Below are 25,316 nucleotides of genomic sequence, written 5' to 3' on the forward strand. Positions count from 1 at the left end.
AACGCCGGGTCGCCTTTCACTTGAGCAATGCTCGTGCCGCGTCCACGGTCAACGGTTCAGGGCGTTGACATGTGCTGGACAGTTTTATCACTTCCCCTTTCTCACCCGCATCGAGCACCGCCGTCATCACGTCAACCGCATGCAACGCCAACTCAAGAGCGCAGCGATGTGGCCTGTCGTCTTGCATGGCTGCGGCCATATCGGCCAGTCCTGCAGTTCGGTAATTGGCTTTTGCCGTGCCGTGGTTGTCCTGATTGGGGATGCCGAACGGGTGTGTGTCCGTGTCGAGCATGGTGCTGTTGCCGGTCGCATCAACGACTTCGACTTCACCGGAGAACCAGTTTGGGTCGGGCAGGAACATCGTTCCTTTGGAACCGTAAAGCTCCATATGCCCGTGCCGATGCGCCCAGACATCCCAGGACGTCGACAGGGTGATCGTCGCACCACTTTCGAAGTCGAGCAACGCGTGAATGTTGGTTGGCGTCTTGACGGGTATAACCTCTCCGCGCCGGGGTTGGGACAAGATCTCGCGGGTTGTAGTAGGTGTAGATGTCAGCGCCGCAACCCGGGCAACGGGCCCGAGCAACTGTATCAGGTTGGTGACGTAGTATGGTCCAATGTCGAGCATTGGCCCGGCACCCGGCAGAAAGAAGAAGTCGGGGTTTGGGTGCCAATGCTCCATCCCGTGGTTCATGACATGGGCCGTACCGGCCACAACATCACCGATCTGCCCGGCATCGATTGCTGCGCGGGCGGCCTGATGCGCGCCCCCAAGGAAGGTGTCGGGGGCTGATCCGACGCGCAGCCCTTTCTCGGCCGCCAGCGCGCGCAGTGCTTCGCCCTGTTCCTGAGTGAGCACGATTGGTTTTTCTGAATAAGCGTGCTTACCCGCTTGCAGAATGGCGCGTGTAACCTCGAAATGTGCGTCAGGTATCGTGAGGTTCACAACGATGTCGATGTCGTCTGCTGCCAACAGTTCTTCAACGCTGTGAGCGCGCACATCAAACGCTGATGCCTGTGCCCGCGCAGTGTCGAGGTTAAGATCGGCGACCGCACGCACTTCGAGCCCCTTGAACAGCGGCGCAAGCCGAAGATATGCAGTCGAAATATTGCCGCAACCGATAATCCCAATACCGAGCATGGGCGCCTCCTTTACAGTGTTTGAGCCGATTTAAAAGCGCGTTGCGCAAATCGGTGGTGGTCGTTGGGTTTGTCGTGTTCGGCGACGAAATAGCGGGTTCCTGCCGCTTTGAGCGCGGCCATCAAGCCCGCCCAATCCATGGTGCCGTGGCCCATGTCTGCCCAACCGTCTTCGTCCAGGGCTTCTCCGGCGGGAGCGATGTCCTTGAGATGTGCGATCTCAATGCGTGACCCGTAACGTTCAATGGGTGCAAAAGGATCGGCTTCGGCGCGCACGGCCCATGCCACATCGTATTCGAATAGGACGGAAGAGGCCTCAGCAAGGATCAGGTCGATGGGCAGCGTCCCGTCCGGCAACGCGGCGAACTCGAAGTCATGGTTGTGGTAGGCCAGTTTCAGCCCCGCCTTTCTCAATGTCTCGGCGACGGAGGCCAACCGCCTGCCAAAACTGCGCCACCCGTCTGCGTCCGTGGGGCGGTCTGCCGGCATGATGAAAGGGATCACAATTGTCTCGATCCCGAAACGCTGTGCGATGGCGATGACTGCATCCGCGTCGCCTTCGCACATGTCCAGCCCCACATGGCAGGTGGGCATAGTCAGGCCAGTGGCCCGTAGACCCTGTTCCAGAGCGTCCATGGCATCGCTGTCAGCGACGAGCGCGCCGTAGCCTTCCACATGCGTGTATCCAATTTCGGACAGCATTTTGAGCGTGTCTCCGAGCGGTGGATTTAAGCGGGAGCTGTAGAGCTGGTAGGACAGGTCGGTCATATGTGGGCCCTTTCAGGTGCGTGAGTGGCGGAATAAAGGTCTCTGAGTGTGAAATCTGGGGTGGAACCGGGCGTCTCGGGGTCAAACCGGACAGAGACTGAGCGCCCTGGAACGAGGTGAAATCCATTGTCGCTCAGGCGGCCGGCGCGATTTGGCTCCAGCGCAACAAAAAGCGCCAGACGCTCCGAGGTGAGCGTCAGCATGACGTGATCCGCGTTTTCTTTCGTGTCGATAACGATGCCGGCGTCGGCCAAGGGGTAGGACTTGTAGGGGCGTGGCGCAAAGTGATCGCTGTGCCGGTTCCCACCGACGTTCCAATCGAATGTTATGATTTCGTCTGACTGTACAGCGCCTGTTGGGATGACAAGACCATCGACCGCCTGATCGGCGGGCGCTTCAATGGTCGCTGTACCCAATGCGCGCGCAGCGCCTTCGGGTGGGATCGCAAATGCGTCGATCTTGACCGCTGCGGCATCAATTTGGTCATTCACCACTCGCAACGTGATGCCGTCTGATGAGGGCACTGCGGTCACGATCACGGGCGCATAAAAACGGCGGGCCGCATGATGCAACAGCTTCCACCCCCCGCCATGATCAAGGCTGGACCAAGAACAGACCGGCCAAGTGTCGTTCAACTGCCAATACAGCGTTCCCATGCAGTGCGGTTTTAGGCTGCGCCAGTGTGTGACAGCCGTTTTGATAGCGAGCGCCTGTTGGACCTGACTGAGATAGACGAAGTTCTCGAACCCCTCGGGAAAGCGGAAATAGCGGAACATCGTTTCCGTGATCCGTGCATTGCCACCGGCATTTTTCTGATGGCTTTCCATCACCGGTGAGGCGATGTTGCGGTCCGATGGTTCGGTAAAGCGGCGGATTACATCCATCGACGGGTAGGATTGAAACCCGAATTCAGAGCAAAAGCGGGGTGAGACGTCGCGGTAATGGTCAAAGTCGCGCCCTTCGTGCCAGACGGACCAGAAATGCATGTCTCCGGATCCGTCGTCATGCCATGCGTCACCAAAGTTCAGCGGTCCTGCTGACGGGCTGGAGGGCCACCAAATCGCCATCGGTGCGGTGTCTTTCAGCGCTGTTTCTATTGTGCGGTTCAAGCGGTCATAGGCAACGAGGTACCGGTCGCGGTCTTTGCGGCTTTCCTCATACCAATTCAGTGCGCCGACCAGTTCATTGTCGCCGCACCACAGGGCAATGCAGGCGTGGTGATTAAGCCGGGCAACTTGCTCGCGCACTTCGCCGTCGACTTCGGTCAGGAATGCTTCTGTTGCAGGGTAAAGGTGGCAGGCGAACATGAAGTCGTGCCAGACCAACAAGCCCAATTCGTCGCACAGGTCATAGAACCAGTCCGGTTCGTACCGTCCGCCGCCCCAGACGCGGATCATGTTCATGTTGGCATCGACCGCCGATTGCAGCAGGTCGCGGCACATGTCGGGTGTGATCGCCCCGGCGAGGGCATCGGCGGGGATCCAATTGGCCCCCTTCATAAAGACCGGATGTCCGTTGACATGAATGGCAAATCCAGTTCCAGCATCGTCTGGTTCGTTCACAAGCCGAATGTCACGCAGCCCGATGCGGCGGGTTGTTTGGCTTTCGCCCACGGTGATGGAAAGGTCTTGTAGTGCTTGTTTGCCGAGCCCGGTTGGCCACCACAGATCGGGCGCGTCGATACGCAAGTGCAGACGTGCGGTTTCGAATTCGATCTTTCCTTGCACTTCGACCCCGCACAGTGAGGCGAGCAGAGATTCTCCGTCCGGGTGACCTTCGGTGTGCACATCGATCGTAACCGTGACGCCCTGTGGGTCGTGGTTCTGAGCGACAATCACGTCTGCAATTCGGGGGCCGAGCGGTTCAAGACGGACATCGCCATAAAGCCCAAATGGCGCCAGCGCCATGTTCCAGTCCCAGCCAAAATCGCATTCCGGTTTGCGCAGCATATTTCCGTTTGGGATCGGACAGTTGTCTGCCTGAAATGGCACAAAGTAAGGCTGTGCGTCGGCCAGGGATTTGGCCGCATCAGGAGCCGAGCGAAAATGCAGCGTGATCAGGTTGTTACCAACCTGCAATGCATCTGACACATCCACGCGATGGGTGCGAAACATGTTGTCGGCCTGCAAAATGGTTTGACCGTTCAGGGTCACATCGACGACGGTATCCAGCATGGACAGGACAAGAACCATGTCTGTTCTGGACACGTGAAATGTCCGCGTCAGAACCCAGTCACGTTCGGCGATCCAGCGCAGATCATATTCGTTTTGCCGCCAGTAGGGATCGGGGATAACGCCGGCATCGCGCAACGCGCTGATGCCATCGCCGGGCAGTGACATCGGGGCTGTGTATTGCCCGGTATCATCCGACAAATCCCAAAGTCCGGACAGGTCCAACATCTGACTTCAGACCCTCTCCTCGCTCGTCTTGTCAAAGAGCGAGGCGCGCGATGGATCAAATCCGATCTGGATTTGGTCGCCGGAGGATACGGCCGCCTGTCCATCCATACGGATGCGTAGTGGGACGCCTGCCAGGGTGGCCCAGGCCAGGGTGTCCGATCCCATGGGCTCCACAATGTCGACTGTCACACTGGCAGAGACGGGCAAATCCTCTGCCGCTTCGCCTGACACGATATGCTCGGGCCGAATGCCCAGCCATGCAGGTCCGTCGTAACTTTTGGTCTGAAATTCATACCCTGTCAGAGAAAAGCGTTCCCCTGTGGTAACAAAGACCCCATTTTCGATCCGGCCCTCGAAAAAGTTGATTTCGGGACTGCCAATAAAGCCAGCGACGTACTTGTTGCGGGGCCGGTTGTAGATTTCTGTTGGTGAATCAAGCTGCTGGATGATGCCGCCTTTCATTATCGCGATGCGGTCGGCGAGGGTCATTGCCTCAACCTGATCGTGGGTCACATAGATCATCGTGTTCTGCAGGTTGTGGTGTAGGCGTTTGATTTCGACCCGCAGGTCGGCGCGCAACTTGGCGTCGAGGTTCGACAGTGGTTCGTCGAACAGGAACACATCCACATCGCGCACCAGCGCGCGCCCGATGGCGACGCGCTGGCGCTGCCCGCCGGAGAGGGCGGCAGGCTTGCGGTGTAACAGTGGTTCGATTTGCAGAATTTCGGCGGCGCGGTCCACGCGTTCTTTGATCTCCGCCTTGGGCATACGTGCGTTCTTGAGGCCAAAAGAAAGGTTCCCCTCGACGGTCATCTGCGGGTAGAGCGCGTAAGACTGGAACACCATGCCGATGCCTCGGCCCGACGGTTCTTCCCATGTCACGTTTCGATCGTTGATGTGGATTTCACCATCAGTGGGGTCAAGCAGCCCGGCGATGCAGTTGAGCAGCGTGGATTTTCCACACCCTGAGGCACCGAGCAAGACTAGAAACTCGCCCTCCGGAATGTCGATGTTCAGATTGTCGAGCACGGTTACCGCGCCGAATTTCAGGGTCAGGTCTTTGACAAGTACGGATGTCATGGATCAGCCTTTCACAGCGCCAGCAGCGATGCCCCGGACAAACAGTTTTCCGGAAGCGAAGTAGATGATGAGAGGAACAAGTCCGGTCAGAAGCGTCGCGGCCATGTTGACGTTGTATTCCTTAACGCCTTGCACCGAATTTACGATGTTGTTGAGTTGCACCGTCATCGGATAGATTTCGGGCCGGGTGTAGATCACGCCAAACAGGAAATCATTCCAGATACCAGTGACTTGCAGGATCATCGCCACCACAAAAATCGGCAGGGACATCGGCAACATGATGCGGAAATAGATGCCCCAGAACCCCGCACCATCGACGCGGGCCGCCTTGAAAAGCTCCTCAGGTATCGCGGTAAAGTAGTTCCGGAACAGCAGCGTCAGGATCGGCATTCCGAACACGGTATGCACAAGGACAAGGCCCCAAAGCGAGCCATAAAGGCCCATTTCACGCAGGATAATCACAATCGGATACAGCATGACCTGATAAGGAATGAACGCGCCAAGGATCAGGATGGTGAAAAATACATCCGCCCCTTTGAACCGCCAGTTGGCGAGCGCGTAGCCGTTGATCGAAGCGATGACGATGGACAGGAAGACGGACGGGATCAGGATCTGAACCGAGTTCCAGAAGCCCCGGCTTAGCCCATCGCAGTTGATGCCGGTGCAGGCCTCTGACCATGCCTTGACCCACGGCTGAAAGGTGATTTCTGCGGGCGGCGAGAACACATTGCCCAGCCGGATTTCTGGCATCCCCTTGAGCGAAGTCACGATCATCACATAGAGGGGCAGCGCGTAATACATGGCGACCACAATCAGCGTGCCATAGAGCATGATGTTGGCGCGGGACAGGCGACGGCGGGGTTTGGGGCCGCGCGGGGTTATTGCATTATCCACGTTTTTTGCCTCCGAATTCGAGGTAGGCCCATGGGATCAGAATTATGATCACACTAACCAGCATCATTGTTGAGGCGGCAAAACCCTGAGCGAGGTTTTGAGATGCAAACATTTTGTCATAGACGTATTTGGCAGGCACTTCGGACGCGATGCCGGGGCCACCTGAGGTCTGGGCCACCACAAGGTCATAAACTTTGACGATACCGGACGCGATCAGGACGAGAGCGGTGACAAACACCGGTCGCATCATTGGGATGATCACGACCACATAGGTCTTCCACGTGGGGATGCCGTCAACGCGGGCCGCTTTCCAGATATCTTCGTCAATGCCGCGCAGACCGGCCAGCATGATGACCATGATCAGGCCAGACCCTTGCCAGATGCCTGCGATCAGGATGCCGAAAATGACGATGTCGGGGTTGTAGAGTGGGTCAAAAGTAAAGCTTTCCCATCCCCAATCGCGCACCACTTGCTGGACGCCAAAGTCGGGATTCAGGATCCATTGCCAGACCAGACCGGTAACGATGAAGGACAGGGCAAACGGGTAAAGGAGGATGGTGCGGAATGTATTCTCAAACCTCACCTTGCGGTCGAGCAATGCGGCGAGGGTGAAGCCGATCAACAGCGTCAGAACCATGGAACACACGCCGTACCATGCAAGGTTTTCGATGGAGACCAGCCAACGGCGAGTACCCCAAAGGCGGTCGTACTGCTCCCAACCGACGAAATCTAGCTTTGGTAGCAGTTTGGAACTGGTGAACGAATGAACAACCGTCCACGTTGTGCAGCCGATGAACACAACCAGCGCCGTAGCGACCATGGGAATGGATGCAATCTTGGCGTTGAGGTTGCGCAGCAGGCGGACAGGCCGCTTGGCGCTGTCTGTCTTAGACGGAGCTGACATGAGATTTCCCCCGAAGGTCCAACCCCGGTGTCAAACCGGGGCTGGTGGCTTTAGAACGCTTTAGTCAGCGTCTGCGATGATCGCGGCATAAGCGGCCTGAGCATCAGCTGCCGAGTAGGACGGATCGTTCCAGAACTCGACCATCAGGTCTTCGATCTGCCCTTGGGTGTCAGGGGACAGTGTCTGGTTGCCGTCTGGCAGGATTGCGCCGGATGCAAGGATCTCCAGACCCTTTTGCATGCAGTCATTCGCGGCAGCGAGGTCGATGTCACCTCGCACAGGCAGCGAACCCTTTTTGAGGTTAAATGCGACCTGAACTTCTTTGCTGAGCATGACCGAGGCCAGTTTCAGCTGGGCTTCGGTGACAGCAGGATCGTCGTTTTTGGGGAAATAGAATGCGTCCCCACCTGTCGAGATGATCTCGTTTACGCCCAGACCGGGGAGACAGGTGTAATCGACACCTGCGACTTGCTCAGCGATTTGGAATTCGCCTTGCGCCCAGTCACCCATAATCTGACCGCCAGCCTGACCGGTGATGACCATGTTGGTGGCCTGGTTCCAATCCTGAACCTTCGAGTTAGCCGAAAACGCGCGCGCGTCAGCGGCAGCCTGGAACACTTTTGCGTATTCAGGGCCTGCAGCGGCTTCAGCATCCTTATCGATGGTGACCTTGGACCACGCATCAATCCCGGCGATCGCAATCGCCATCACGCCAAACGCGCCATTCGACTGCCAAGGCTGCTGACCCATGGCGAGAGGGATCTTGCCTGCCGCTTCCAACGCGGGGGCGGCGGCGACGAATTCGTCCCAATTAGTAGGTACATCTACGCCTGCATCCGCATAGGCCTTGTGGCTCAGCCAGATCCACTGCCACGAGTGGATGTTAACCGGCACGCAATAGATTTTGCCGTCGAGGGTGCAGCTATCCAGCAGCGAAGTTGGCTGCACGATGTCGCGCCATCCTTCGGCGTCGGCGAGTTCGGTAAGGTCAAGCATCAGACCGGCTTCGACCAGTTCTTCGGCCTGACGACCGTGGTTCAGCTGGGTTGCGCCCATCGGGTCGCCGCCCAAAATCCGTGAAATAATGATGGGGCGCGCTGTACCGCCTGATCCGGCGATGGCACCGTCTACCCAAGTATTGCCTGTGGCGTCAAACGCCTTGGCGAATTCGGCAACAGCTGCCGCTTCGCCGCCGGACGTCCACCAATGGGTGACCTCCAGCTCGCCTGCATGCGCCATAGACGCACCAAGCAGGGCCGCTGACCCCAAAAGGTTTGCAAAAGTTTTCATATTGAGTCCTCCCTGACTTCTAAATCGTTATAGTAATTGCTACAACGTTTTAGATTTAGCGATCAAGCTAGAATTATGCCAAGGCTCGAATTAATTATCGGATCACGTGTAACGATTTGATTCTATTGAAACTCACCGCATAGAGGGCTGCCTCGGTTCTCGGTATTTGCAAGGGAAAGCGCCCAAGATGACGAAGCTCGGGACCTCGGAATCAGACAAACAGGCTGTTCTAGAGCCGGGAGAACGCCCGACGCTCAAGACGATTGCGCGTCTCTCTGGCCTCGCCGTGCCGACTGTATCGCGTGCCCTGTCTGATGCACCGGATATCGGCAAGGATACCAAGGAACGGGTTCGCGAAATCGCAAAGCAGATCGGGTATCGGCCTAATAGGGCAGGGGTGCGTTTGCGGACTGGGCGTACCAACGTGATCAGTGTTGTGATGTCGACCGAGCATGATGCGATGAACAACACCGGCCAGTTGATTGCGGCTATTACGTCCGCTTTGCGTGGTACACCTTACCACGTGATCATAACGCCCTATTTCGCACACGAAGATCCGATGGTGCCGATCCGTTACATCGTAGAAACCGGATCCGCCGACGGTTTGATTTTGAATCAGACCGAACCGGATGATCCGCGTGTACGCTACCTCATGGAGCACAAGTTTCCTTTCGTGGCCCACGGCCGGACGGAACTGACGGAGCCGCATGCCTATTTCGACTATGACAACACAGCGTTTGGATCTTTGGCCGTGGATGCCTTGGTCGCGCGCGGCCGCTCGCGCATCGCCATTCTGGCGCCTCCGCAAACTCAAATGTATGCGATCCACATGGTCGCGGGCGCGCGCGATGCTGCTGAAGCTCATGGTGTCACAGTGTCGGTTCTGGAAGGAGCGACATCGCATAGCAGTGTGGCAGACGTAGAGGCTGCAATGCGGGCGGTGTATGGCAAGGCTGACCGTCCGGATGGGCTGATCGCTCCCAGCATTGGCGGATGCGTGACAATGGTTTCGACGTTTGAACAGATGGGTCTGGTTTTAGAACGGGATTTCGACATGGCTGCGAAAGAGGCTCTGAGTTTCCTTAGGCGTTTCAGACCTGGTATCCTGGTTCTTGAAGAAAACGCCGACGAAGCTGGCGACTATCTTGCCCGGGCAGTCATGGACCGGATCAGTCATCCCGAGACAACGCCAATGCAAAAGCTGGTTTATCCCGATGCCAACGCATGGAAGGTCGCACCCGAGCATGCAGCGCCACGGGCAAAGACCCAAAACTAGGTGAATGAATTCAAAAGAACCGCGCTCTAGGCCGAGGCGGCCGGTAAACCTTGGTTGCGGCAGGAGCACGCATGGAATGCCGGCAACGGTGGCCGCTGTGGCAGCGTCCTGTTCAACTGTTGTGTTCGTTCAAAAAGGCGCTGACCTCATCGAAAAACTGTTCAAACGCAGGTGTTCCTTCCACCAGGGCGTGATTGTTCCCCTGTAGTGCCACAAAGCGCGCATCGGGAATCAATGCCGCAAGTCTGCGCCCTTCTTCCAGCGGTACCCGTCTGTCGCCCTCAGAGTGCAACACTAGAGTTGGAACACGCAACTGCCGGGCAAGGTCTTGAGTGTCCACCAGGGCATTCATTCTATTGATCCGGGCAAGGTTCTGCGGACCAACGGACACGCGCTGCAACTCGTCAAAGCCAGTTTTCTGTTCTGGCGTGGCGTCCGGGGTGAACCCGGTTATAAAAAACTGGCGATAAATGGGATTGGTTGACCCCCAGCCTTCGGAAATCATCGTTTGAGAGGCTTCGAACAGTTTCGCCTGTTCATCGGACTTTCGTTTTAGCGCCCCTCTGGAAAACCCTCCGAGCAATACGAGACAACGCACGCGTTCGGGGTGTTCGACGGCATAGCGGACAGAAAAGGAGCATCCCTGAGAGATCCCGAACAAGGCGAAGTCATCGAGTTTTGCTGCTTCTACCACCGTGGTCATATCTGCGACCATCGCGGCCTCAGAGATGTCGTTGACGTCCCAATCAGACAGACCACCGCCGCGCTGATCAAACCGCACCAGTTCATGATTTTTGGCCAAACGGGCAAGAAAGGGGCCCCAGACCGCACTGCGCCACTCATATTCGATGTGATTGAGCCAGTTAGGGGCCTTAAACAGCACAGGACCCTCGCCAACCCGGGCGTAGGCGATCTGGACCCCATCTGGCGCTACACAGAATTGCACCCTTTGATTTCGGGGCGGTTCGGTAACTTCGACTTTCTCGAACTCTGTATCAAGGGTCCACTGCCAAACCGAAACAGGTCGCGTGATGTTCTTGACCTTCTGGGAGCCAAGGTTCTTGAACCGCTCGTCCAATCCATCTTGAACCAATTGATGGATGACATCTGATATGCATATCCCGCCCGGTTCCGACATGGATTCAAGTCGTGACGCGACATTCACAGCATCTCCAAAAACATCCCCTTCGTCGAAAACAACATCTCCGACGTTAATGCCAATGCGATAGGTGATGCGCTCGTCTTCTGAACTCTCGCGCTCGCGCCGCGCCATACCCTTTTGGGTATCGATTGCAGCTCGGACGGCATCGACAGCGCTTTGAAATACGACAAGCAACCCGTCACCGGTGGTCTTTATGATGCTGCCGTGATTGCGCTCGATTTCTGGATCGATCAGTTCCTTGCGATGCGCCTTTTGGCGCGTGATGATGCCGATTTGATCGGTCTCCACCAATCGACTGTACCCCACCATGTCGGTGGCAAGTATCACGGCCAATCGGCGTTCCATCACCATTCCTTTTCCGGGCTAGTTTAGAAGCCAAAGGCCAGTGTTTGCTTGACGTATGTCAGTGCGAACAACAGTCAGTTTCTGATGCGTCCGAAAGCAGAAAGGCGATTGATTTCGTCAAGCCGATCGAGGTTCACAACTGTCGATAACATGAGACGGTCATGGCTCCAGTCGCCGGGCCGTTGGATTGCAACGGAAGTGAAAACCAGTGCCGCCATAAGTGGAACAGCGGCCGTCATGAATACCAGTCGCTTGTGGCGAATCCGCCGGCCAGACAGCACTGACAGGATCCTGCGTTCCAAAAGGCTCTTGCCCGGTTTCATGGAGGTTCGATCTGCGGTCACCAGTGTGACCTTTGGAACGGCGATGTAGAACGCGCGATCACGCCGCAGGGTTTGCTGGCAGACGGCCAAGAGCGTCCCGCAATAGTCGCGCACGTCGATACGCCCGTTGGAAATTACCTGACTGTCGCAGCTAAGTTCGCGAAGATGCTCAACCTGACTTTTCCACGCATGATAGGCGGGATTGAGGAAGAACAGGGGTTTAAGTGCCTCCAGCATCACCTCCCATTCCAGATCACATTGACGGATATGTTGAAACTCGTGAGCGATAGACACTTTGAGTTCGTCGTGCTGCCCAAGCATGTGAGAGGGGATGACCACATAGTAGTTGCGAAAACCGCGGGTTGAGAAGGGCACGAGCGTACGGTCAGACATTCGGATGCGAATGCGTCCGATACGCCGAACATCATAGCTTTCCGCTACAAGGCGCCACAGGCAATAAATCGAATAGCCCAAACGGAGCATCCCAAGGCCAACCCCGACAACGAACATTGCGATAACGGCTTTGGCAAAGGCTCCCTCGGCGCTCATCACGCTGATGATGAATTTGTCGCGCATCAGGATCAGACCTTCAAAGTCGGATGCCTTCATCTCAAAACCACCGTTGAGATAATAGGACACAACCATATCAGACAGGTTTACGTTGACGCCCTTGGCCACTCCGTTCCCTTGCAAAAAGCCAAACCCGGCCACGAGAAGTGGCGCGCTGATGATGGCGAGAAAGCCCGCGTTCAAAAGCCAGAGTTGAGTTGTATAAGCGTGTTTCAATCCGATCCGGGACATCGCTCCACGGATGAGAAACCATAGAGCAAATGCCACACAAAACAGGATATTGGCATTTATGTAGGCATCGAGAAGGGCTTCACCGACCATCATTTTTCAACCTCCGATCCACGAGTGCCCGGATTTGCCCCAATGCTTCTTCAGTCAATTCATCATCATTCACGAGCCGCGCCACAAGCGAGACGGGCGTGTCGTCAAAGAGTTTCATTGACAGGTTCTTTAGCGAGCGCGTCTGATACGCATCCTTGGCGAGCGTCGGCGTGTAGATATGGCTTTTGCCAGACTTCCGACTGGTGACGAATGCCTTTTGCTCAAGGATGCGAAGGATCGTTGCCCCCGATGTGTAGGCGAGGTTGCGGTCTTGCGGAAGCTTGTCCAGCACGTCACGCACAGTTCCCTCTCCAAGTGCCCAAAGCTCAGTCATGAACTCCAGTTCAACTTCGGTCAGCAGCTCGTTCTTTTTCTTTTTCATCGCCATTCTATCCTGTGCGAGCGAACACTCATTACGCAAGCATTATTAACCGTCATCATTTTCAGGTGTCCTACCGAAGTGTCAGACTTTCCTGAAGCAAAAGATCGCCCAGATTACTGAGAGTCCAAGTGGCCACCAGAGCGGTTGGCCAACAAACCCCAGCCACGCGAGAAAAATATAAGCCGTCCCCAACAGCGTGATGAACAACCGATCACCCAGTGTCGTGGTCAGTCCAAGGATGCCTTTGCGTTCCAGCCCGTCGCGGTATTTGAACCCTTCAAGGATGCCGATGATCGCGATGGCTCCAAAGATCCCGCAAAACAGAACAAAGGTCGCGGGCGTCCACGCCATCCAGAACGCAGGCCAAAGCGGGTCCGTCCATGAAAAGCCGGTTTCCTCTTCTTGCTTGGCGACGTTCCCCCAACCCTGTGCGAGGGCAGGGTTTGCAGCCACAAGGCCACATAGGTAGGTAAGCTTTTTCATTACACCCTCCCCAGGGCAAAGCCCTTAGCGATGTAGTTGCGCACAAAGTAGATCACGATGGCGCCGGGAATAATGGTCAGCGTTCCGGCTGCCGCTAGAAGGCCCAGTTCATAACCCGCCGAAGACGCCGTTTTTGTCATCTCGGCAGCGATCGGTTTGGCCTGCACCGCTGTCAGCGTTTTGGCCAGCAGTAGTTCAACCCATGAGAACATAAAGCAGAAGAACGCGGCCACACCCACGCCTGCCTTGATGGTCGGCAGAAAGACGGTGACGAAGAACCGAGGGAAGGAGTACCCGTCAACATAAGCAGTTTCATCCAGCTCCTTTGGCACGCCCCCCATGAAACCTTCCAAAATCCACACAGCCAGTGGGATGTTGAAAAGACAGTGCGCCAACGCCACGGCGAGGTGGGTGTCAAACAGACCGACAGAAGAATAGAGCTGAAAGAACGGCAGGGCGAAAACGGCCGCCGGAGCCATGCGGTTGGTCAGCAACCAGAAGAACAGTTGCTTGTCCCCAAGAAAGCGATAGCGCGAAAATGCGTAAGCTGCAGGCAACGCCACAGCCACAGAAATCACTGTGTTCAGAGACACATAGATAATCGAATTGATGTAACCCCAGTACCAGCTCGGGTCAGTGAAGATTACCTTGTAGTTGTCCAGCGTGAACGTCTGCGGAAACAGGCTGAAACCCGACAGGATCTCGTTTGTTGTCTTGAACGACATCGCCACGAGCCAATAGATCGGCAGCATCAAAAACGCGATGTAGAGTATTGGAATGAGGGAACGTTTTTTCATTGTCCGTCATCCTTTGTCATGAGGGTGTAGAACAGCCAGCTGACCAGCAGCGTGATGGCAAAATAGATCAGGCTCATGGCTGCCGCTGGTCCGAGATCAAACTGCCCGAGTGCGATTTTCACGAGATCAATGGACAAAAGCGTGGTCGAATTTCCCGGCCCACCGCCGGTCAGAACAAAGGGTTCCGTATAGATGTTGAAGCTGTCCATAAAGCGCAACAGGATTGCGATTGTCAGCACAGTTTTCATCTTGGGCAGTTGGATGTAGCGGAACACTTTCCAAGGGGATGCCCCGTCAATCTTGGCCGCCTGATAATAAGCATCCGGGATCGACACGAGGCCCGCATAGCTGAGCAGGACAACCAGCGACGTCCAGTGCCACACGTCCATTGTGATGATCGTGACCCAAGCCGCGAACGGGTCTTGTGTCATGTCATAGGCAATGCCCAGCACGTCGTTCAGAAAGTATCCCAACAAACCGATATTGGGCAGAGTAAAGATGTTCCACATGGCCCCGACCACGTTCCATGGGATCAGCATGGGCAGCGCCATGAGCACGAGGCAAACCGGCACCCACATCCCCTTGCGCGGCATGGACAAAGCGATGATGACCCCCAAGGGGACTTCAATGATCAGGATAAGAAACGTGAACAGGAATTGTCGCCCAAGGGCTGCGTGAAATCGTTCGGACCTGAGGATTTGTTCAAACCAGTCAAGGCCTTGCCAGAAGAACACGTTATTGCCAAAGGTCTCCTGTACCGAATAGTTGACGACCGTCATGATCGGGACAAGCGCATTGAATGCGACCAGAAGCAGGACCGGCAGGACAAAGAACCACGCCTTTGGGTTTTCGGTTTTCATAACGAAACCTCCGTTGCAATCCAGCCGTCACGATAAAGGCGGGTCTGGGCCTGAGCAAAATTGAGATGCACGGCAGCGCCTTGTTCTGGAGCGGCACCTTCGATGATTGCCTTGACCGCCGTGTCGCCCACCATGGCTTCGACCACAGAGTGTCGACCGACATCGGATACCTTGCTCACACGCGCCTCGAGTCCTGCATCAGCGATGGATACAAATTCGGGGCGGATGCCCAGTTCGGTCGATCCACCCTGGCCACTAACCGGGCCTTCCAGCGCAACGGAGTGGCCTTCGAATGTTACCCGCCCGCCATTTTCGCTGACCGGCAACACGTTCATGCCGGGTGATCCAATAAAGTGGCCGACAAATGTGTGTTGTGGACGCTCGAACAACTCGACTGGCGTGCCGATCTGGACCACTTCACCGTCCTGCATCACGACAACCTGATCGGCGAACGTGAGCGCTTCTGTCTGATCATGGGTTACATAGATCATTGTCGCGCGGACCCGTTGGTGCAACTCCTTGAGCTTTGAACGCAGCTTCCACTTGAGATGGGGGTCGATGACGGTGAGAGGTTCGTCAAACATCACAACGTTCACATCGTCGCGTACCAGTCCGCGCCCCATCGAGATCTTTTGTTTGTTGTCCGGTGACAGGTGAAAGGCGCGTATATCGAGCATCTCTTGGACTTCGAGCATCGCGGCGATGTCCGCCACACGTTCGGCGATCCTTCCCTCTGGAACCTTGCGGTTGCGCAAGGGGAAGGCGAGATTTTCGCGCACTGTCATGGTGTCGTAGATCACCGGAAACTGGAACACCTGAGCGATGTTGCGTTGGTCCGGGGGCAGATCAGTGACGTCACGATCGTCAAACAGGATTTTGCCCTCTGACGGGGTCAAAAGCCCCGAGATGATGTTCAGCAACGTGGATTTGCCGCAACCTGACGGCCCGAGCAGCGCATAGGCACCGCCATCTTCCCAATCAAGGTCAATTTCCTTGAGTGCATAGTCTTCGGCACCCTTGGGGTTGGGCAGATAGGAGTGTTTCAGATTCGAAAGGGTGATCTTTGCCATCAGGCCACGAGCCTCCCGTCCGGTGCGAAGTAGAACGCCTGACTGGCATCCATATAAAAGCGGTGACTTTCGCCAATTTCGTAAGGATGGACACCGTGAGCCAGCGATACCCAACCGCCTTCACCCAACTGAAAATGAGCACTGGATTCCGATCCTGACAACTCAGTGACAAGGACCGTGCCGTCCATCACCACATCGCGCGCTGAGGCAGAGACGGGTGTCACGTGGTGGGGGCGCACTGCAACGGTATAAGGCCCATCTGGCAAGGCAGCCGCCGGTCCCTCAAGCGTCCAGCTGACGCCTGTTTCCATATGGGCGCTCTGGCCTGTCTTGATGATGCTTGCCGCGTTGATCGGAGGGTCAGAAAAAACGCGTGCCGCCGTTAGATTGTCCGGCTTGCGGTAGATTTCGGCGGTTGTGCCGAATTGTGTGACGATACCATCATCCATCAATGCCGTCTTGCCGCCTAGCAACAACGCCTCTTCGGGTTCGGATGTGGCATAGACCACCACGGCTCCACGCCCGGCAAAGAGCTCGGGCAACTGTTCGCGCAGTTCTTCGCGCAGCTTGTAGTCAAGATTGGCGAGTGGTTCGTCCAGAAACACGGCCCGGCTTTCTTTGGCGATGGCACGGGCGAGGGCGCAGCGCTGTTGCTGGCCGCCGCTTAGTTCCTGCGGGCGTCGTTTGAGCATCGGAGCAAGTTGCAGAATGTCCGCTGCTTCCTGCACACGGCCCTCGATTTCGGATTTGGCCATGCCAGCAACCCGCAAGGGAGAGGCGATGTTTTCAAAGACCGTCATATGCGGATAATTGACAAAAAACTGGTGGACGAGGCTGATGTTACGCTTTTGCGTAGAAAGCCTTGAGACGTCCTGATCATCCATAAAGATCTGACCCGAAGCCAAGGGGTCCAAACCGGCCATCAGTTTGATCAGTGAGGTCTTGCCGGACCCTGTTTGGCCCAACAGCACGTTAAAGTGCCCGGGTTCCAGTTTTAACGTCGTCGGCTTGATATGGGTGATCCCACGGACCGACTTCGTGGCATCTTTCAACGTTAAGACCATGATTTCCTTACCCCGGTAGAACTTGGCCGAAGCTCAGGAAAAAGCCTCGGCCAAAGCATCGGCCCCCAACAAGAAGCAGGGGCCGAAATTGTGTTTACTGGCTCCAGCGCGCGACCAGATCGTCGTAGTTGACGGTCTCGCCCTGCGGCTTTTCGTTGTCCAGTTTGGGCTTGGCACCGCCATTGGCGAACCAGAACTCGGCGTCTTTCTCCTCGTTCAGACGTGGACCACACCCGCCATAGACGCCAGCTGCTTCGTCAGCTTGCTGCATCCGGGCCATGGTGATGTCCATTTCTTCTGCCAGACGATCCATCGCCTCTTGGGGTGTGAACGCACCGGAGTTCACGTCACCGATCTGCTGCCACCAGATTTGGGCCAGCTTTGGATAATCGGGCACGTTGATGCCGGTTGGAGACCATGCCACGCGGTCAGGCGAGCGGTAGAACTCGACCAGACCACCCAGTTTAGGTGCCCGCTCGGTAAAGCTCTCGTGGTTGACCGAGCTGTCGCGAATGAAGGTCAGACCCACATGGGACTTCTTAACATCGACCGTCTTGGACGTCACGAATTGAGCATAGAGCCATGCGGCCTGAGCACGATCCGAGGGCGTGGATTTCAGGAAAGTCCACGATCCAACGTCCTGATAGCCAACCTTTTGCCCCTCGGTCCAGTAAGGGCCGTGTGGGCTGGGCGCCATCCGCCACAATGGATTGCCATCGTCATCCACGGTGTTGTTGCCTTCGGACTTCGGCTTGACCATGTCAGCGGTAAAGGCGGTGTACCAGAAGATCTGCTGGGCCACGTTGCCTTGGCTTAGTGCCGGCAGCGACTGGTAGAAGTCAAACGACGCCGCACCGGGTGGTGCATAGGCGCGCAGCCATTCATCCCACTTACGGATCGCGTAGACCGCTGCAGGACCGTTCGCAGCACCACCACGGGTGACAGACGCACCGGCAGGGTTACACGAACCGGCTTCCATGCGGATGCCCCATTCATCGATTGGGATCCCGTTTGGCTCTCCTACAGACCCAGCACCGGCCATCGACAGCCATGCGTCCGTCATCCGCCAGCCCAAATCAGGTGCGCGTTTGCCGTAGTCCATGTGGCCGTAGATCGCGACGCCGTCGACTTCTTTCACATCGTTGGAAAAGAAGTCAGCGATGTCTTCGTAGGCGGACCAGTTGACCGGAACGCCCAGTTCATAACCGTATTTGGCCTTGAAAGCGGCTTTGTTGGCTTCATCATCAAACCAGTCTTTGCGGAACCAGTACAGGTTCGCAAACTGCTGGTCTGGCAGCTGATAGAGGTTGCCATCCGGACCCGTTGTGAACTGGATTCCCATGAAGTCTTCCAGATCAAGCGTCGGTGACGTGGTCGCAGCCCAGTCACCAGCCATTTGTTCGGTCAGGTTGTAGGCCAGTTGCAAACGCGAGTGCGTACCGATCAGGTCGCTGTCGTTTACGTACCCATCATAAAGGTTCCGCTGCGTTTGCATTTGCGTTTGTACAGCCTGAACCACTTCGCCTTCGCCAAGGATCTGATGGTTCACCTTAATTCCGGTGATTTCCTCAAACGCTTCTGTAAGCACTTCGCTTTCGTAACCGTGGGTCGGAATGCCTTCCGACAGCACGTTGATTTCCATACCGCTGTATGGCTCAGCGGCATTAATGAACCATTCCATCTCGGCCAATTGTTCAGCTTTTGACAGCGTTGAGGGTTGGAATTCCTGATCAATCCATTTTTGGGCTGCCGCAGCATCGGCAAAAGCAGTCCCGGACCCCGCGATCACGGCAGCAGCCGCAGTCGCGGAGAGTAGATACTTACGCATCTTATCTCCTCCCAAAGATTATGTGAGCTGACATTTGCCAGCAACGAGATGCTACGCGCAGATGATTTACAGAGTCAAACTAATTTATTAGTAGACGACACAGCAAGGTGCAGGAGCAAGCACTGAGGTGCTGCGTTTCATCGATACATACGACGCTCGACTATCGTTGAAGGCACTAAAAACTGACCGCCAAATTTCGCCAGAGCGCCTTACACTTCGCGACAGTTTGCGGATGTCCGAGCGCACGCGGTACTGTTAAAATATTATGAAACGTGCAGGTGGCGAAGATGACCAACGATCAACGCGATAGTTTGGCCCGCGCGAAGGAGCGCGGCTCGCATGGACGCCAGCAGGAAGAAGGCGTTCTGGTTATCCGCACTATCGCCATGCCTGCAGACACGAATCCGGCGGGTGATATTTTTGGTGGCTGGCTCATGTCACAGATGGACCTTGCGGCTGGAAACATGGCCGGTCGTGTGTCGCAAGGACGAGGCGCAACCGTGGCTGTGGAGGCAATGCAGTTCTTGCGTCCGGTGAAGGTCGGAGATGAGGTCACGCTTTATGCGACGTTGAAAAAGGTGGGCAGCACGTCGATGCCCATCCATGTGGATGTGTGGGCGCGGGCGCGGTTTGCCCATGCAGGGCACAAGGTGACGGATGCCGATTTTGTCTTTGTCGCCTTGGACGAGCAGGGCAATCCCCGCCAGATCCCGGAAACCTGATCCTAGAACACTTTGAATGTCATCGTGGTCAGTGACCGTTCGATGCCGTCGATGTCGAGCAGGTTTTCGTTGATGTACTTGCCGACATCTGCGCCGGCCGGAATATAGAGCTTCATCAGCAGGTCGTAGTCCCCTGATGTCGAGAACAGTTCGGAATGGATTTCGCGCAAGGCAATGGCTTCAGCCACGTCGTAAGTGGTGCCGGGGCGGCAACGGATCTGGATAAAGACGCAAGTCGACATGAGGCAGGGGCCCTTTCGCGATGAAGTGGTGCCGTTTTAGTGACATGTCGGGGCTGGCCAGCACAAGGGGGGCGCGCAGGACTTGGCGCAGACGCACGCCCCGCCTATAGAGAGCGCGACGTGACTTTTTGAGAGGCCCCTTATGCGCCGCGCCACCCTGACCCGCACCACGGCAGAGACAGATATCTCGGTTAAGCTGAACCTTGACGGTACTGGTGTCTATGACAACCAGACCGGAGTCGGGTTCTTTGACCACATGTTGGATCAGTTGGCGCGCCATGCATTGATTGACATGACCGTTCGCTGCGAGGGCGATCTGCACATTGATGATCACCACACGGTCGAAGATGTGGGCATCGCGATTGGTCAGGCGCTCTCCCGCGCCGTGGGGGACAAAAAGGGTATCCAGCGCTACGGGTCCTGCCTGTTGCCCATGGATGATGCGCTGGTCCGGGCTGCCCTTGATTTGTCGGGCCGTCCGTTTCTGGTCTGGAACGTTGATCTGCCCACGCCCAAAATCGGCACCTTTGACACAGAACTCGTACGCGAATTTTTTCAGGCGCTCGGCACTCATGGTGGCATTACGCTACATGTGGATATGCTGCATGGCCTCAACAGCCACCATATTGCTGAGGCTGCATTCAAAGCCGTGGCCCGAGCATTGCGTATCGCCCTTGAGGTTGATGCTCGTGTGGCAGACGCCATTCCTTCGACCAAGGGTAGCCTATGAGCCTGACGGCACTGATCGACTACGAAAGCGGTAATCTTCACTCTGCTGAAAAGGCGTTTCAGCGGATGGCCCGCGATCTTGGCGAGGGGACTGTCGTTGTCACCTCGGATGCCGATGTCGTGGCGCGTGCAGACCGCGTTGTGCTACCCGGTGACGGGGCCTTTCCGGCTTGTGCTGCGGCTTTGCGCGGCACCGGGGGCCTATATGACGCCGTTGTTGAGGTGGTTGAGGTCAAAGGCCGCCCGTTTCTGGGCATCTGCGTGGGCATGCAGTTGATGGCCACATGGGGGCGCGAATACGAAGACACGCCCGGTCTGGATTGGGTTGCGGGTCAGGTAGTGCCGATTGTTCCTGCCGATCCTTCTATGAAAGTGCCGCACATGGGCTGGAATGATCTGGTGTTGGAGAAAGACCACCCGGTTTTTGACGGCATCGCCAACGGCGATCACACCTATTTTGTGCACTCATATCAGTTTGAAGTAGCCGATCCGGCACTGCGGCTGGCACATGTGGACTACGGTGGTGAAGTCACCGCTGTGATCGGCACGGGCACGATGCTGGGCATGCAGTTTCACCCGGAGAAAAGTCAGGATGTCGGCTTGCGCATGATCCGGAATTTCCTGAAGTGGGCACCTTAGTCCAGCGTGAAAGTCTCCGGCAGGTCACGCAACATGCGTGTGCCCAGTTGTCCCATACAGGATTTCAGATCCTCGCGCAGAATATGAGCAAGATGGGCGGGACCTTCAGCCCCGAGAGCCCCAAGCGCGTAGTGCCAGCCGCGCCCCAGCATGACAAAATCTGCTCCTGAAGAGAGGGCGCGCAGGATATCAAGCCCACCTTCGACCCCACTGTCAAAAATGATCGGCAGTGACGTGGCGCTTCGGATATCAGGCAACACTTCGATCGAGGCAGGGGCACCATCAAACTGGCGGCCCGCGTGATTGGACACCCAGAACGCGTCGACGCCAAGGGTCTCTAGTTTGGTAGCATCCTCGACTCGTAGGATGCCTTTGACGATGAAAGGTCCGTCCCATGCGTCACGCAACCATTTGACATAGTCCCAATCTGGCGAGGTGCGTAGCAGATATCCCACATGTGCTGTAACCGGCAGATTTTCGGCCGCCGGGGTGGTGTAGGCATCAAGCATCCGCATATGCGGCATGCCGCGCTGGGCCATCCCAAGCGCCCATGCCGGGCGCATCGCGACCTGAGCCAGTAAGCGTGGGGTTAGGCGTGGCGGGTTGGTCAGCCCTGAACGTGTTTGGCGTTCACGGCGCGATGCGACGGGCACATCCACGGTAAGGACAAGTGTCTTGAATCCCGCTTTGTGCGCTCGGTCGAGCATATCCCGCCGAATGTCCTCGTCGCGGGGGGGGTACATTTGAAACCAGGCATGCGCGCCCAGATCATCCGCGACATCCTCGGGTGACTGGGTGGCCACAGTCGAAAGGGTATAAGGAATACCAAGCTTTGCCGCTGCGCGTGCCAACAGGCGTTCTGCATCCGGCCACATCAGACCCGACATGCCGACTGGCGCGATGCCAAAGGGCAGGGGCAGGTCCGCCCCCATAAGTGATACACCAAGGTCGGGTTCGAATTCGCCGTGCAGAACCGATGGCATCAGTCCGATTTTGTCCAAAGCCGCGCGATTGCGTCTGCGCGTTGCCTCGACCCCGGTTCCGCTGTCCAGATACTCCCATACGAATTTTGGGATGCGTTTTTGGGCACGGCTGCGCAGGTCACTGAGTGCGGGGAAATGCGTGTTTAGGTCCATTTCGGCACTATGTCGACTTGGCATGGAGGCGGCAAGCCGTTGAATTGAGGGGGCTCTGCCCCCGCCGCCTTTCAGGCGGCTCCCCCGGGATTTTTTGAAATCAGAGTAGGGGAACATCGAGTGAACATGCGGCTTTCCCTTTTTTCAGGAGCAAGCTAGATTGTGGCCCATGAGCAGCTATGACGAATTCGACGCCTTCGAAGGCGCATCCCTGTCCGCGCGCGCCATGGCTGCGCGCCCTCAACCTTATCTTGATGGGTTGAACCCCGCTCAACGTGAGGCGGTGGAAAAGGTTGACGGACCTGTGCTGATGCTGGCCGGGGCCGGAACAGGCAAAACGCGGGCGCTGACCGCGCGTATCGTGCATTTGCTGAACACAGGGCGCGCGCGACCCAACGAAATTCTCGCCGTGACCTTCACCAACAAGGCCGCACGCGAGATGAAAAACCGTGTTGGTTCTATGCTTGGTGGCCAAATCGAGGGTGTGCCGTGGCTGGGCACATTCCATTCGATCTGTGTAAAGCTGCTGCGTCGTCATGCGGAGTTGGCCGGGCTGAAGTCGAACTTCACTATTCTAGACACGGACGATCAGATCCGCCTGATGAAACAGCTGATCCGAGCGGCCAACATTGACGACAAGAGGTGGCCAGCGCGGCAACTGGCGAACATCATTGATGGGTGGAAGAACAAGGCGCTGACGCCGGATAAGGTGCCTGCGTCGGACGGCGGGGCGTATAACCACAAGGGCGTCGAACTTTATGCCCAGTATCAGGCGCGCTTGAAAGAGCTGAACGCCTGCGATTTCGGCGACTTGCTGTTGCACATGGTCACCATCTTTCAGGATCACCCTGACGTTCTGGCGCAGTATCAAGGCTGGTTCGCTTACATCCTCGTGGATGAGTATCAGGATACCAACGTCGCTCAATACCTGTGGTTGCGCTTGCTCGCTCAAGGGCACAAGAACATCTGTTGCGTCGGGGATGACGACCAATCGATTTATGGCTGGCGCGGGGCCGAAGTGGGCAACATCCTGCGGTTTGAAAAGGACTTTCCCGGTGCGCATGTGGTGCGTCTTGAGCAGAACTACCGCTCGACCCCGCATATTCTGGGGGCAGCGTCGGGTGTGATTGCGGGCAATGAGGATCGGCTGGGCAAGACGCTGTGGACCGACAAGGACGACGGAGAAAAGGTTCGTCTGATCGGCCATTGGGATGGCGAAGAAGAGGCCCGCTGGATCGGCGATGAGATCGAGGCGAGCCAACGTGGCACGCGCGGAATGGACCCGGTGAACCCTGATAACATGGCGATTCTTGTGCGTGCCAGCCACCAGATGCGCGCTTTTGAAGATCGGTTTTTGACCATTGGATTGCCCTATCGTGTCATCGGTGGGCCGCGGTTCTATGAGCGCCTCGAAATCCGGGACGCGATGGCCTATTTCCGCGTTGTGGTCAGCCCTGAGGATGATCTGGCCTTTGAGCGGATTGTGAACACGCCTAAGCGGGGGCTTGGTGACAAGGCACAACAGACCATTCAGGTGGCTGCGCGCGCAAACGGCGTGTCACTGGTTGAGGGTGCGCGGTTGGCGGTTGATCAGGGATTGATCAAGGGCAAGGGCGGCAACGAACTGCGCAGCCTTGTTGATGGGATCGCGCGGTGGAACAGCAAATTGCGGGGGCCACGGATCGAAGTTGTCGAGGATGACTCTGTAATCGACGAGGGGCTTGCGCCTTTGCGCACGGAATACGGACCGCCTCCGATCAGCCATGTGGAACTGGCCGAGGTGATTCTGGATGAAAGCGGCTACACGGCCCATTGGCAGAACGACAAGACACCCGAAGCACCTGGGCGACTGGAGAACCTCAAGGAACTGGTCAAAGCGTTGGAAGGCTTTGAAAATCTGCAAGGGTTTCTCGAGCACGTGTCGCTGATCATGGACAACGAACAGGACGACGCGGGCGCCAAAGTGTCGATCATGACCCTGCACGCGGCCAAGGGGCTGGAATTTCCCATGGTGTTTCTTCCCGGTTGGGAAGACGGTCTGTTCCCCTCTCAGCGCAGTATGGATGAGAGCGGAATCAAGGGATTAGAAGAAGAACGCCGTCTGGCCTATGTCGGTATTACGCGGGCCGAAGAGGTTTGTACGATTTCCTTTGCCGCCAATCGCCGAGTGTTTGGGCAATGGCAGTCCTCGCTGCCTTCTCGTTTTATCGATGAGTTGCCCGAGGAGCATGTGGATGTCCTGACCCCGCCGGGGCTTTATGGCGGCGGGTACGGGGCGGCCGCACCCACGATGGAATCCAATCTGCATCAAGCGGCGGCAGAGGCAAATGTATATAACTCGCCCGGATGGAAGCGCCTGCAGGCCCGCGCGAACTCGCGTCCCATTTCGCAGCCCAAAGAGAGTCGCAACACGGTGATCGATCTGTCCGCGGTTTCGAGTTTCACCATGGGCGAGCGCGTGTTTCACCAGAAGTTCGGCTATGGGGCTGTTGTCGGGATTGAAGGGGACAAACTCGAGATCGACTTTGAGAAGGCTGGCGTGAAGAAGGTTGTCTCGCGGTTTATCTCGGGCTGCGACGACATTCCATTTTGAGCGCTTCAATCACACATGTGATCGCAAAGGGTGGCAAGGATCGTTTTTCTGCAAAGAAAAGCCGATAGTTGCACCGTCGATCCTTAGGGCGAGACCAGTCGACCACATCCGCAATCCCGATATGAAAAACGGCGGCCCTCGGGAGGAAGGGCCGCCGTTTCTGCATCATCACGTGTCCGGTCAGGGAGGAGGAAGGCCGAACCCATGATGTGTCGCGCTGCACCTTTTCAGGCGCGGAATTTTTAGTGCGGCGACCCCTGGGAGGAGGTAGGGGCCGCCGCTCTGACAACACCACTCAG

The 25,316-nt window shown here is 56.7% G+C and carries 23 protein-coding genes; 5 read left to right on the top strand and 18 right to left on the bottom strand.

Annotated elements, in window-relative coordinates:
* Nucleotides 1-16 precede the first annotated feature (16 nt).
* The 7 genes from ABJD00_RS09750 to ABJD00_RS09780 are packed head-to-tail and all read right to left on the bottom strand — an operon-like array spanning nt 17 to nt 8,475.
* A complete protein-coding gene (locus tag ABJD00_RS09750) occupies nt 17-1,141 on the bottom strand; it encodes a Gfo/Idh/MocA family oxidoreductase (RefSeq protein WP_348410129.1) in 1,125 nt (374 codons plus the stop codon).
* An 11-nt stretch (nt 1,142-1,152) separates the two neighbouring features.
* Entirely contained in the window at nt 1,153-1,908 is a 756-nt protein-coding gene (locus tag ABJD00_RS09755) for a sugar phosphate isomerase/epimerase (RefSeq protein ID WP_348410130.1), read from the bottom strand.
* Nucleotides 1,905-4,307 (bottom strand): glycosyl hydrolase 2 galactose-binding domain-containing protein, encoded by a 2,403-nt coding sequence (locus ABJD00_RS09760; protein WP_348410131.1) that lies wholly within the window; start codon nt 4,305-4,307, stop codon nt 1,905-1,907. Before ABJD00_RS09760 ends, ABJD00_RS09755 begins: the two co-directional genes overlap by 4 nt.
* A 6-nt stretch (nt 4,308-4,313) precedes the next feature.
* Nucleotides 4,314-5,387, bottom strand: coding sequence for an ABC transporter ATP-binding protein (locus ABJD00_RS09765; RefSeq protein ID WP_348410132.1), 1,074 nt, complete (start codon nt 5,385-5,387; stop codon nt 4,314-4,316).
* Nucleotides 5,388-5,390: 3 nt separating this feature from the next.
* The gene (locus ABJD00_RS09770) at nt 5,391-6,281 is read right to left on the bottom strand and encodes a carbohydrate ABC transporter permease (RefSeq protein ID WP_348410133.1); all 891 of its coding nucleotides are present in this window, start codon (nt 6,279-6,281) and stop codon (nt 5,391-5,393) included.
* On the bottom strand, nt 6,274-7,185 hold the full coding sequence (locus ABJD00_RS09775; protein WP_348410134.1) for a sugar ABC transporter permease: 912 nt from the start codon (nt 7,183-7,185) through the stop codon (nt 6,274-6,276). Before ABJD00_RS09775 ends, ABJD00_RS09770 begins: the two co-directional genes overlap by 8 nt.
* A gap of 60 nt (nt 7,186-7,245) precedes the next feature.
* Nucleotides 7,246-8,475: an ABC transporter substrate-binding protein gene (locus tag ABJD00_RS09780; RefSeq protein ID WP_348410135.1), complete on the bottom strand. Its 1,230-nt coding sequence runs from the start codon at nt 8,473-8,475 to the stop codon at nt 7,246-7,248.
* A 187-nt stretch (nt 8,476-8,662) separates the two neighbouring features.
* Here ABJD00_RS09780 and ABJD00_RS09785 point away from each other — a divergent pair, with 187 nt between their 5' ends.
* Nucleotides 8,663-9,751 carry a LacI family transcriptional regulator gene (locus ABJD00_RS09785; protein ID WP_348410136.1) on the top strand — a complete coding sequence of 363 codons (1,089 nt, stop codon included), beginning with the start codon at nt 8,663-8,665 and terminating at the stop codon, nt 9,749-9,751.
* 112 nt (nt 9,752-9,863) lie between these two features.
* On the opposite strand, the gene ABJD00_RS09790 is transcribed toward ABJD00_RS09785, so the two are convergent.
* The 9 genes from ABJD00_RS09790 to ABJD00_RS09830 all read right to left on the bottom strand — a co-directional run bounded on the left by ABJD00_RS09790 (nt 9,864) and on the right by ABJD00_RS09830 (nt 18,956).
* Nucleotides 9,864-11,258: an alpha/beta fold hydrolase gene (locus ABJD00_RS09790; protein ID WP_348410138.1), complete on the bottom strand. Its 1,395-nt coding sequence runs from the start codon at nt 11,256-11,258 to the stop codon at nt 9,864-9,866.
* A 74-nt stretch (nt 11,259-11,332) separates the two neighbouring features.
* Entirely contained in the window at nt 11,333-12,475 is a 1,143-nt protein-coding gene (locus ABJD00_RS09795; RefSeq protein WP_348410140.1) for a M56 family metallopeptidase, read from the bottom strand.
* Entirely contained in the window at nt 12,462-12,854 is a 393-nt protein-coding gene (locus ABJD00_RS09800) for a BlaI/MecI/CopY family transcriptional regulator (protein WP_108837551.1), read from the bottom strand. Before ABJD00_RS09800 ends, ABJD00_RS09795 begins: the two co-directional genes overlap by 14 nt.
* An 81-nt stretch (nt 12,855-12,935) precedes the next feature.
* The gene (locus ABJD00_RS09805; RefSeq protein ID WP_348410142.1) at nt 12,936-13,337 is read right to left on the bottom strand and encodes a DUF2160 domain-containing protein; all 402 of its coding nucleotides are present in this window, start codon (nt 13,335-13,337) and stop codon (nt 12,936-12,938) included.
* The gene (locus tag ABJD00_RS09810) at nt 13,337-14,134 is read right to left on the bottom strand and encodes a carbohydrate ABC transporter permease (protein ID WP_348410144.1); all 798 of its coding nucleotides are present in this window, start codon (nt 14,132-14,134) and stop codon (nt 13,337-13,339) included. The genes ABJD00_RS09805 and ABJD00_RS09810 overlap by 1 nt, the downstream gene beginning before the upstream one ends.
* Nucleotides 14,131-14,994 carry a sugar ABC transporter permease gene (locus ABJD00_RS09815; protein ID WP_348410146.1) on the bottom strand — a complete coding sequence of 288 codons (864 nt, stop codon included), beginning with the start codon at nt 14,992-14,994 and terminating at the stop codon, nt 14,131-14,133. The genes ABJD00_RS09810 and ABJD00_RS09815 overlap by 4 nt, the downstream gene beginning before the upstream one ends.
* Entirely contained in the window at nt 14,991-16,064 is a 1,074-nt protein-coding gene (locus ABJD00_RS09820) for an ABC transporter ATP-binding protein (protein WP_348410148.1), read from the bottom strand. Before ABJD00_RS09820 ends, ABJD00_RS09815 begins: the two co-directional genes overlap by 4 nt.
* Nucleotides 16,064-17,128: an ABC transporter ATP-binding protein gene (locus tag ABJD00_RS09825; protein WP_348410150.1), complete on the bottom strand. Its 1,065-nt coding sequence runs from the start codon at nt 17,126-17,128 to the stop codon at nt 16,064-16,066. The genes ABJD00_RS09820 and ABJD00_RS09825 overlap by 1 nt, the downstream gene beginning before the upstream one ends.
* Nucleotides 17,129-17,222: 94 nt before the next feature.
* The gene (locus ABJD00_RS09830) at nt 17,223-18,956 is read right to left on the bottom strand and encodes an ABC transporter substrate-binding protein (RefSeq protein ID WP_348410152.1); all 1,734 of its coding nucleotides are present in this window, start codon (nt 18,954-18,956) and stop codon (nt 17,223-17,225) included.
* Between the two features lie 386 nt (nt 18,957-19,342).
* On the opposite strand from ABJD00_RS09830, the gene ABJD00_RS09835 reads away from it, so the two are divergent.
* Nucleotides 19,343-19,678, top strand: coding sequence for an acyl-CoA thioesterase (locus ABJD00_RS09835; protein WP_348410165.1), 336 nt, complete (start codon nt 19,343-19,345; stop codon nt 19,676-19,678).
* Between the two features lie 2 nt (nt 19,679-19,680).
* Here ABJD00_RS09835 and ABJD00_RS09840 read toward each other — a convergent pair whose 3' ends face one another.
* Nucleotides 19,681-19,920: an Lrp/AsnC ligand binding domain-containing protein gene (locus ABJD00_RS09840; protein WP_348410154.1), complete on the bottom strand. Its 240-nt coding sequence runs from the start codon at nt 19,918-19,920 to the stop codon at nt 19,681-19,683.
* A gap of 142 nt (nt 19,921-20,062) precedes the next feature.
* Here ABJD00_RS09840 and hisB point away from each other — a divergent pair, with 142 nt between their 5' ends.
* Nucleotides 20,063-20,650 carry an imidazoleglycerol-phosphate dehydratase HisB gene (hisB, locus tag ABJD00_RS09845; RefSeq protein WP_348410156.1) on the top strand — a complete coding sequence of 196 codons (588 nt, stop codon included), beginning with the start codon at nt 20,063-20,065 and terminating at the stop codon, nt 20,648-20,650.
* On the top strand, nt 20,647-21,288 hold the full coding sequence (gene hisH / locus ABJD00_RS09850; protein ID WP_348410158.1) for an imidazole glycerol phosphate synthase subunit HisH: 642 nt from the start codon (nt 20,647-20,649) through the stop codon (nt 21,286-21,288). The genes hisB and hisH overlap by 4 nt, the downstream gene beginning before the upstream one ends.
* On the opposite strand, the gene ABJD00_RS09855 is transcribed toward hisH, so the two are convergent.
* A complete protein-coding gene (locus ABJD00_RS09855) occupies nt 21,285-22,424 on the bottom strand; it encodes an alpha-hydroxy acid oxidase (protein WP_348410166.1) in 1,140 nt (379 codons plus the stop codon). The two genes, hisH and ABJD00_RS09855, sit on opposite strands and share 4 nt — an antisense overlap.
* Nucleotides 22,425-22,593: 169 nt before the next feature.
* Between ABJD00_RS09855 and ABJD00_RS09860 the strand changes: the two genes are divergently transcribed.
* Entirely contained in the window at nt 22,594-25,017 is a 2,424-nt protein-coding gene (locus ABJD00_RS09860) for an ATP-dependent helicase (protein WP_348410159.1), read from the top strand.
* Nucleotides 25,018-25,316 lie beyond the last annotated feature (299 nt).

Source organism: Tateyamaria sp. (assembly GCF_039945315.1).
Lineage (GTDB): Bacteria > Pseudomonadota > Alphaproteobacteria > Rhodobacterales > Rhodobacteraceae > Tateyamaria.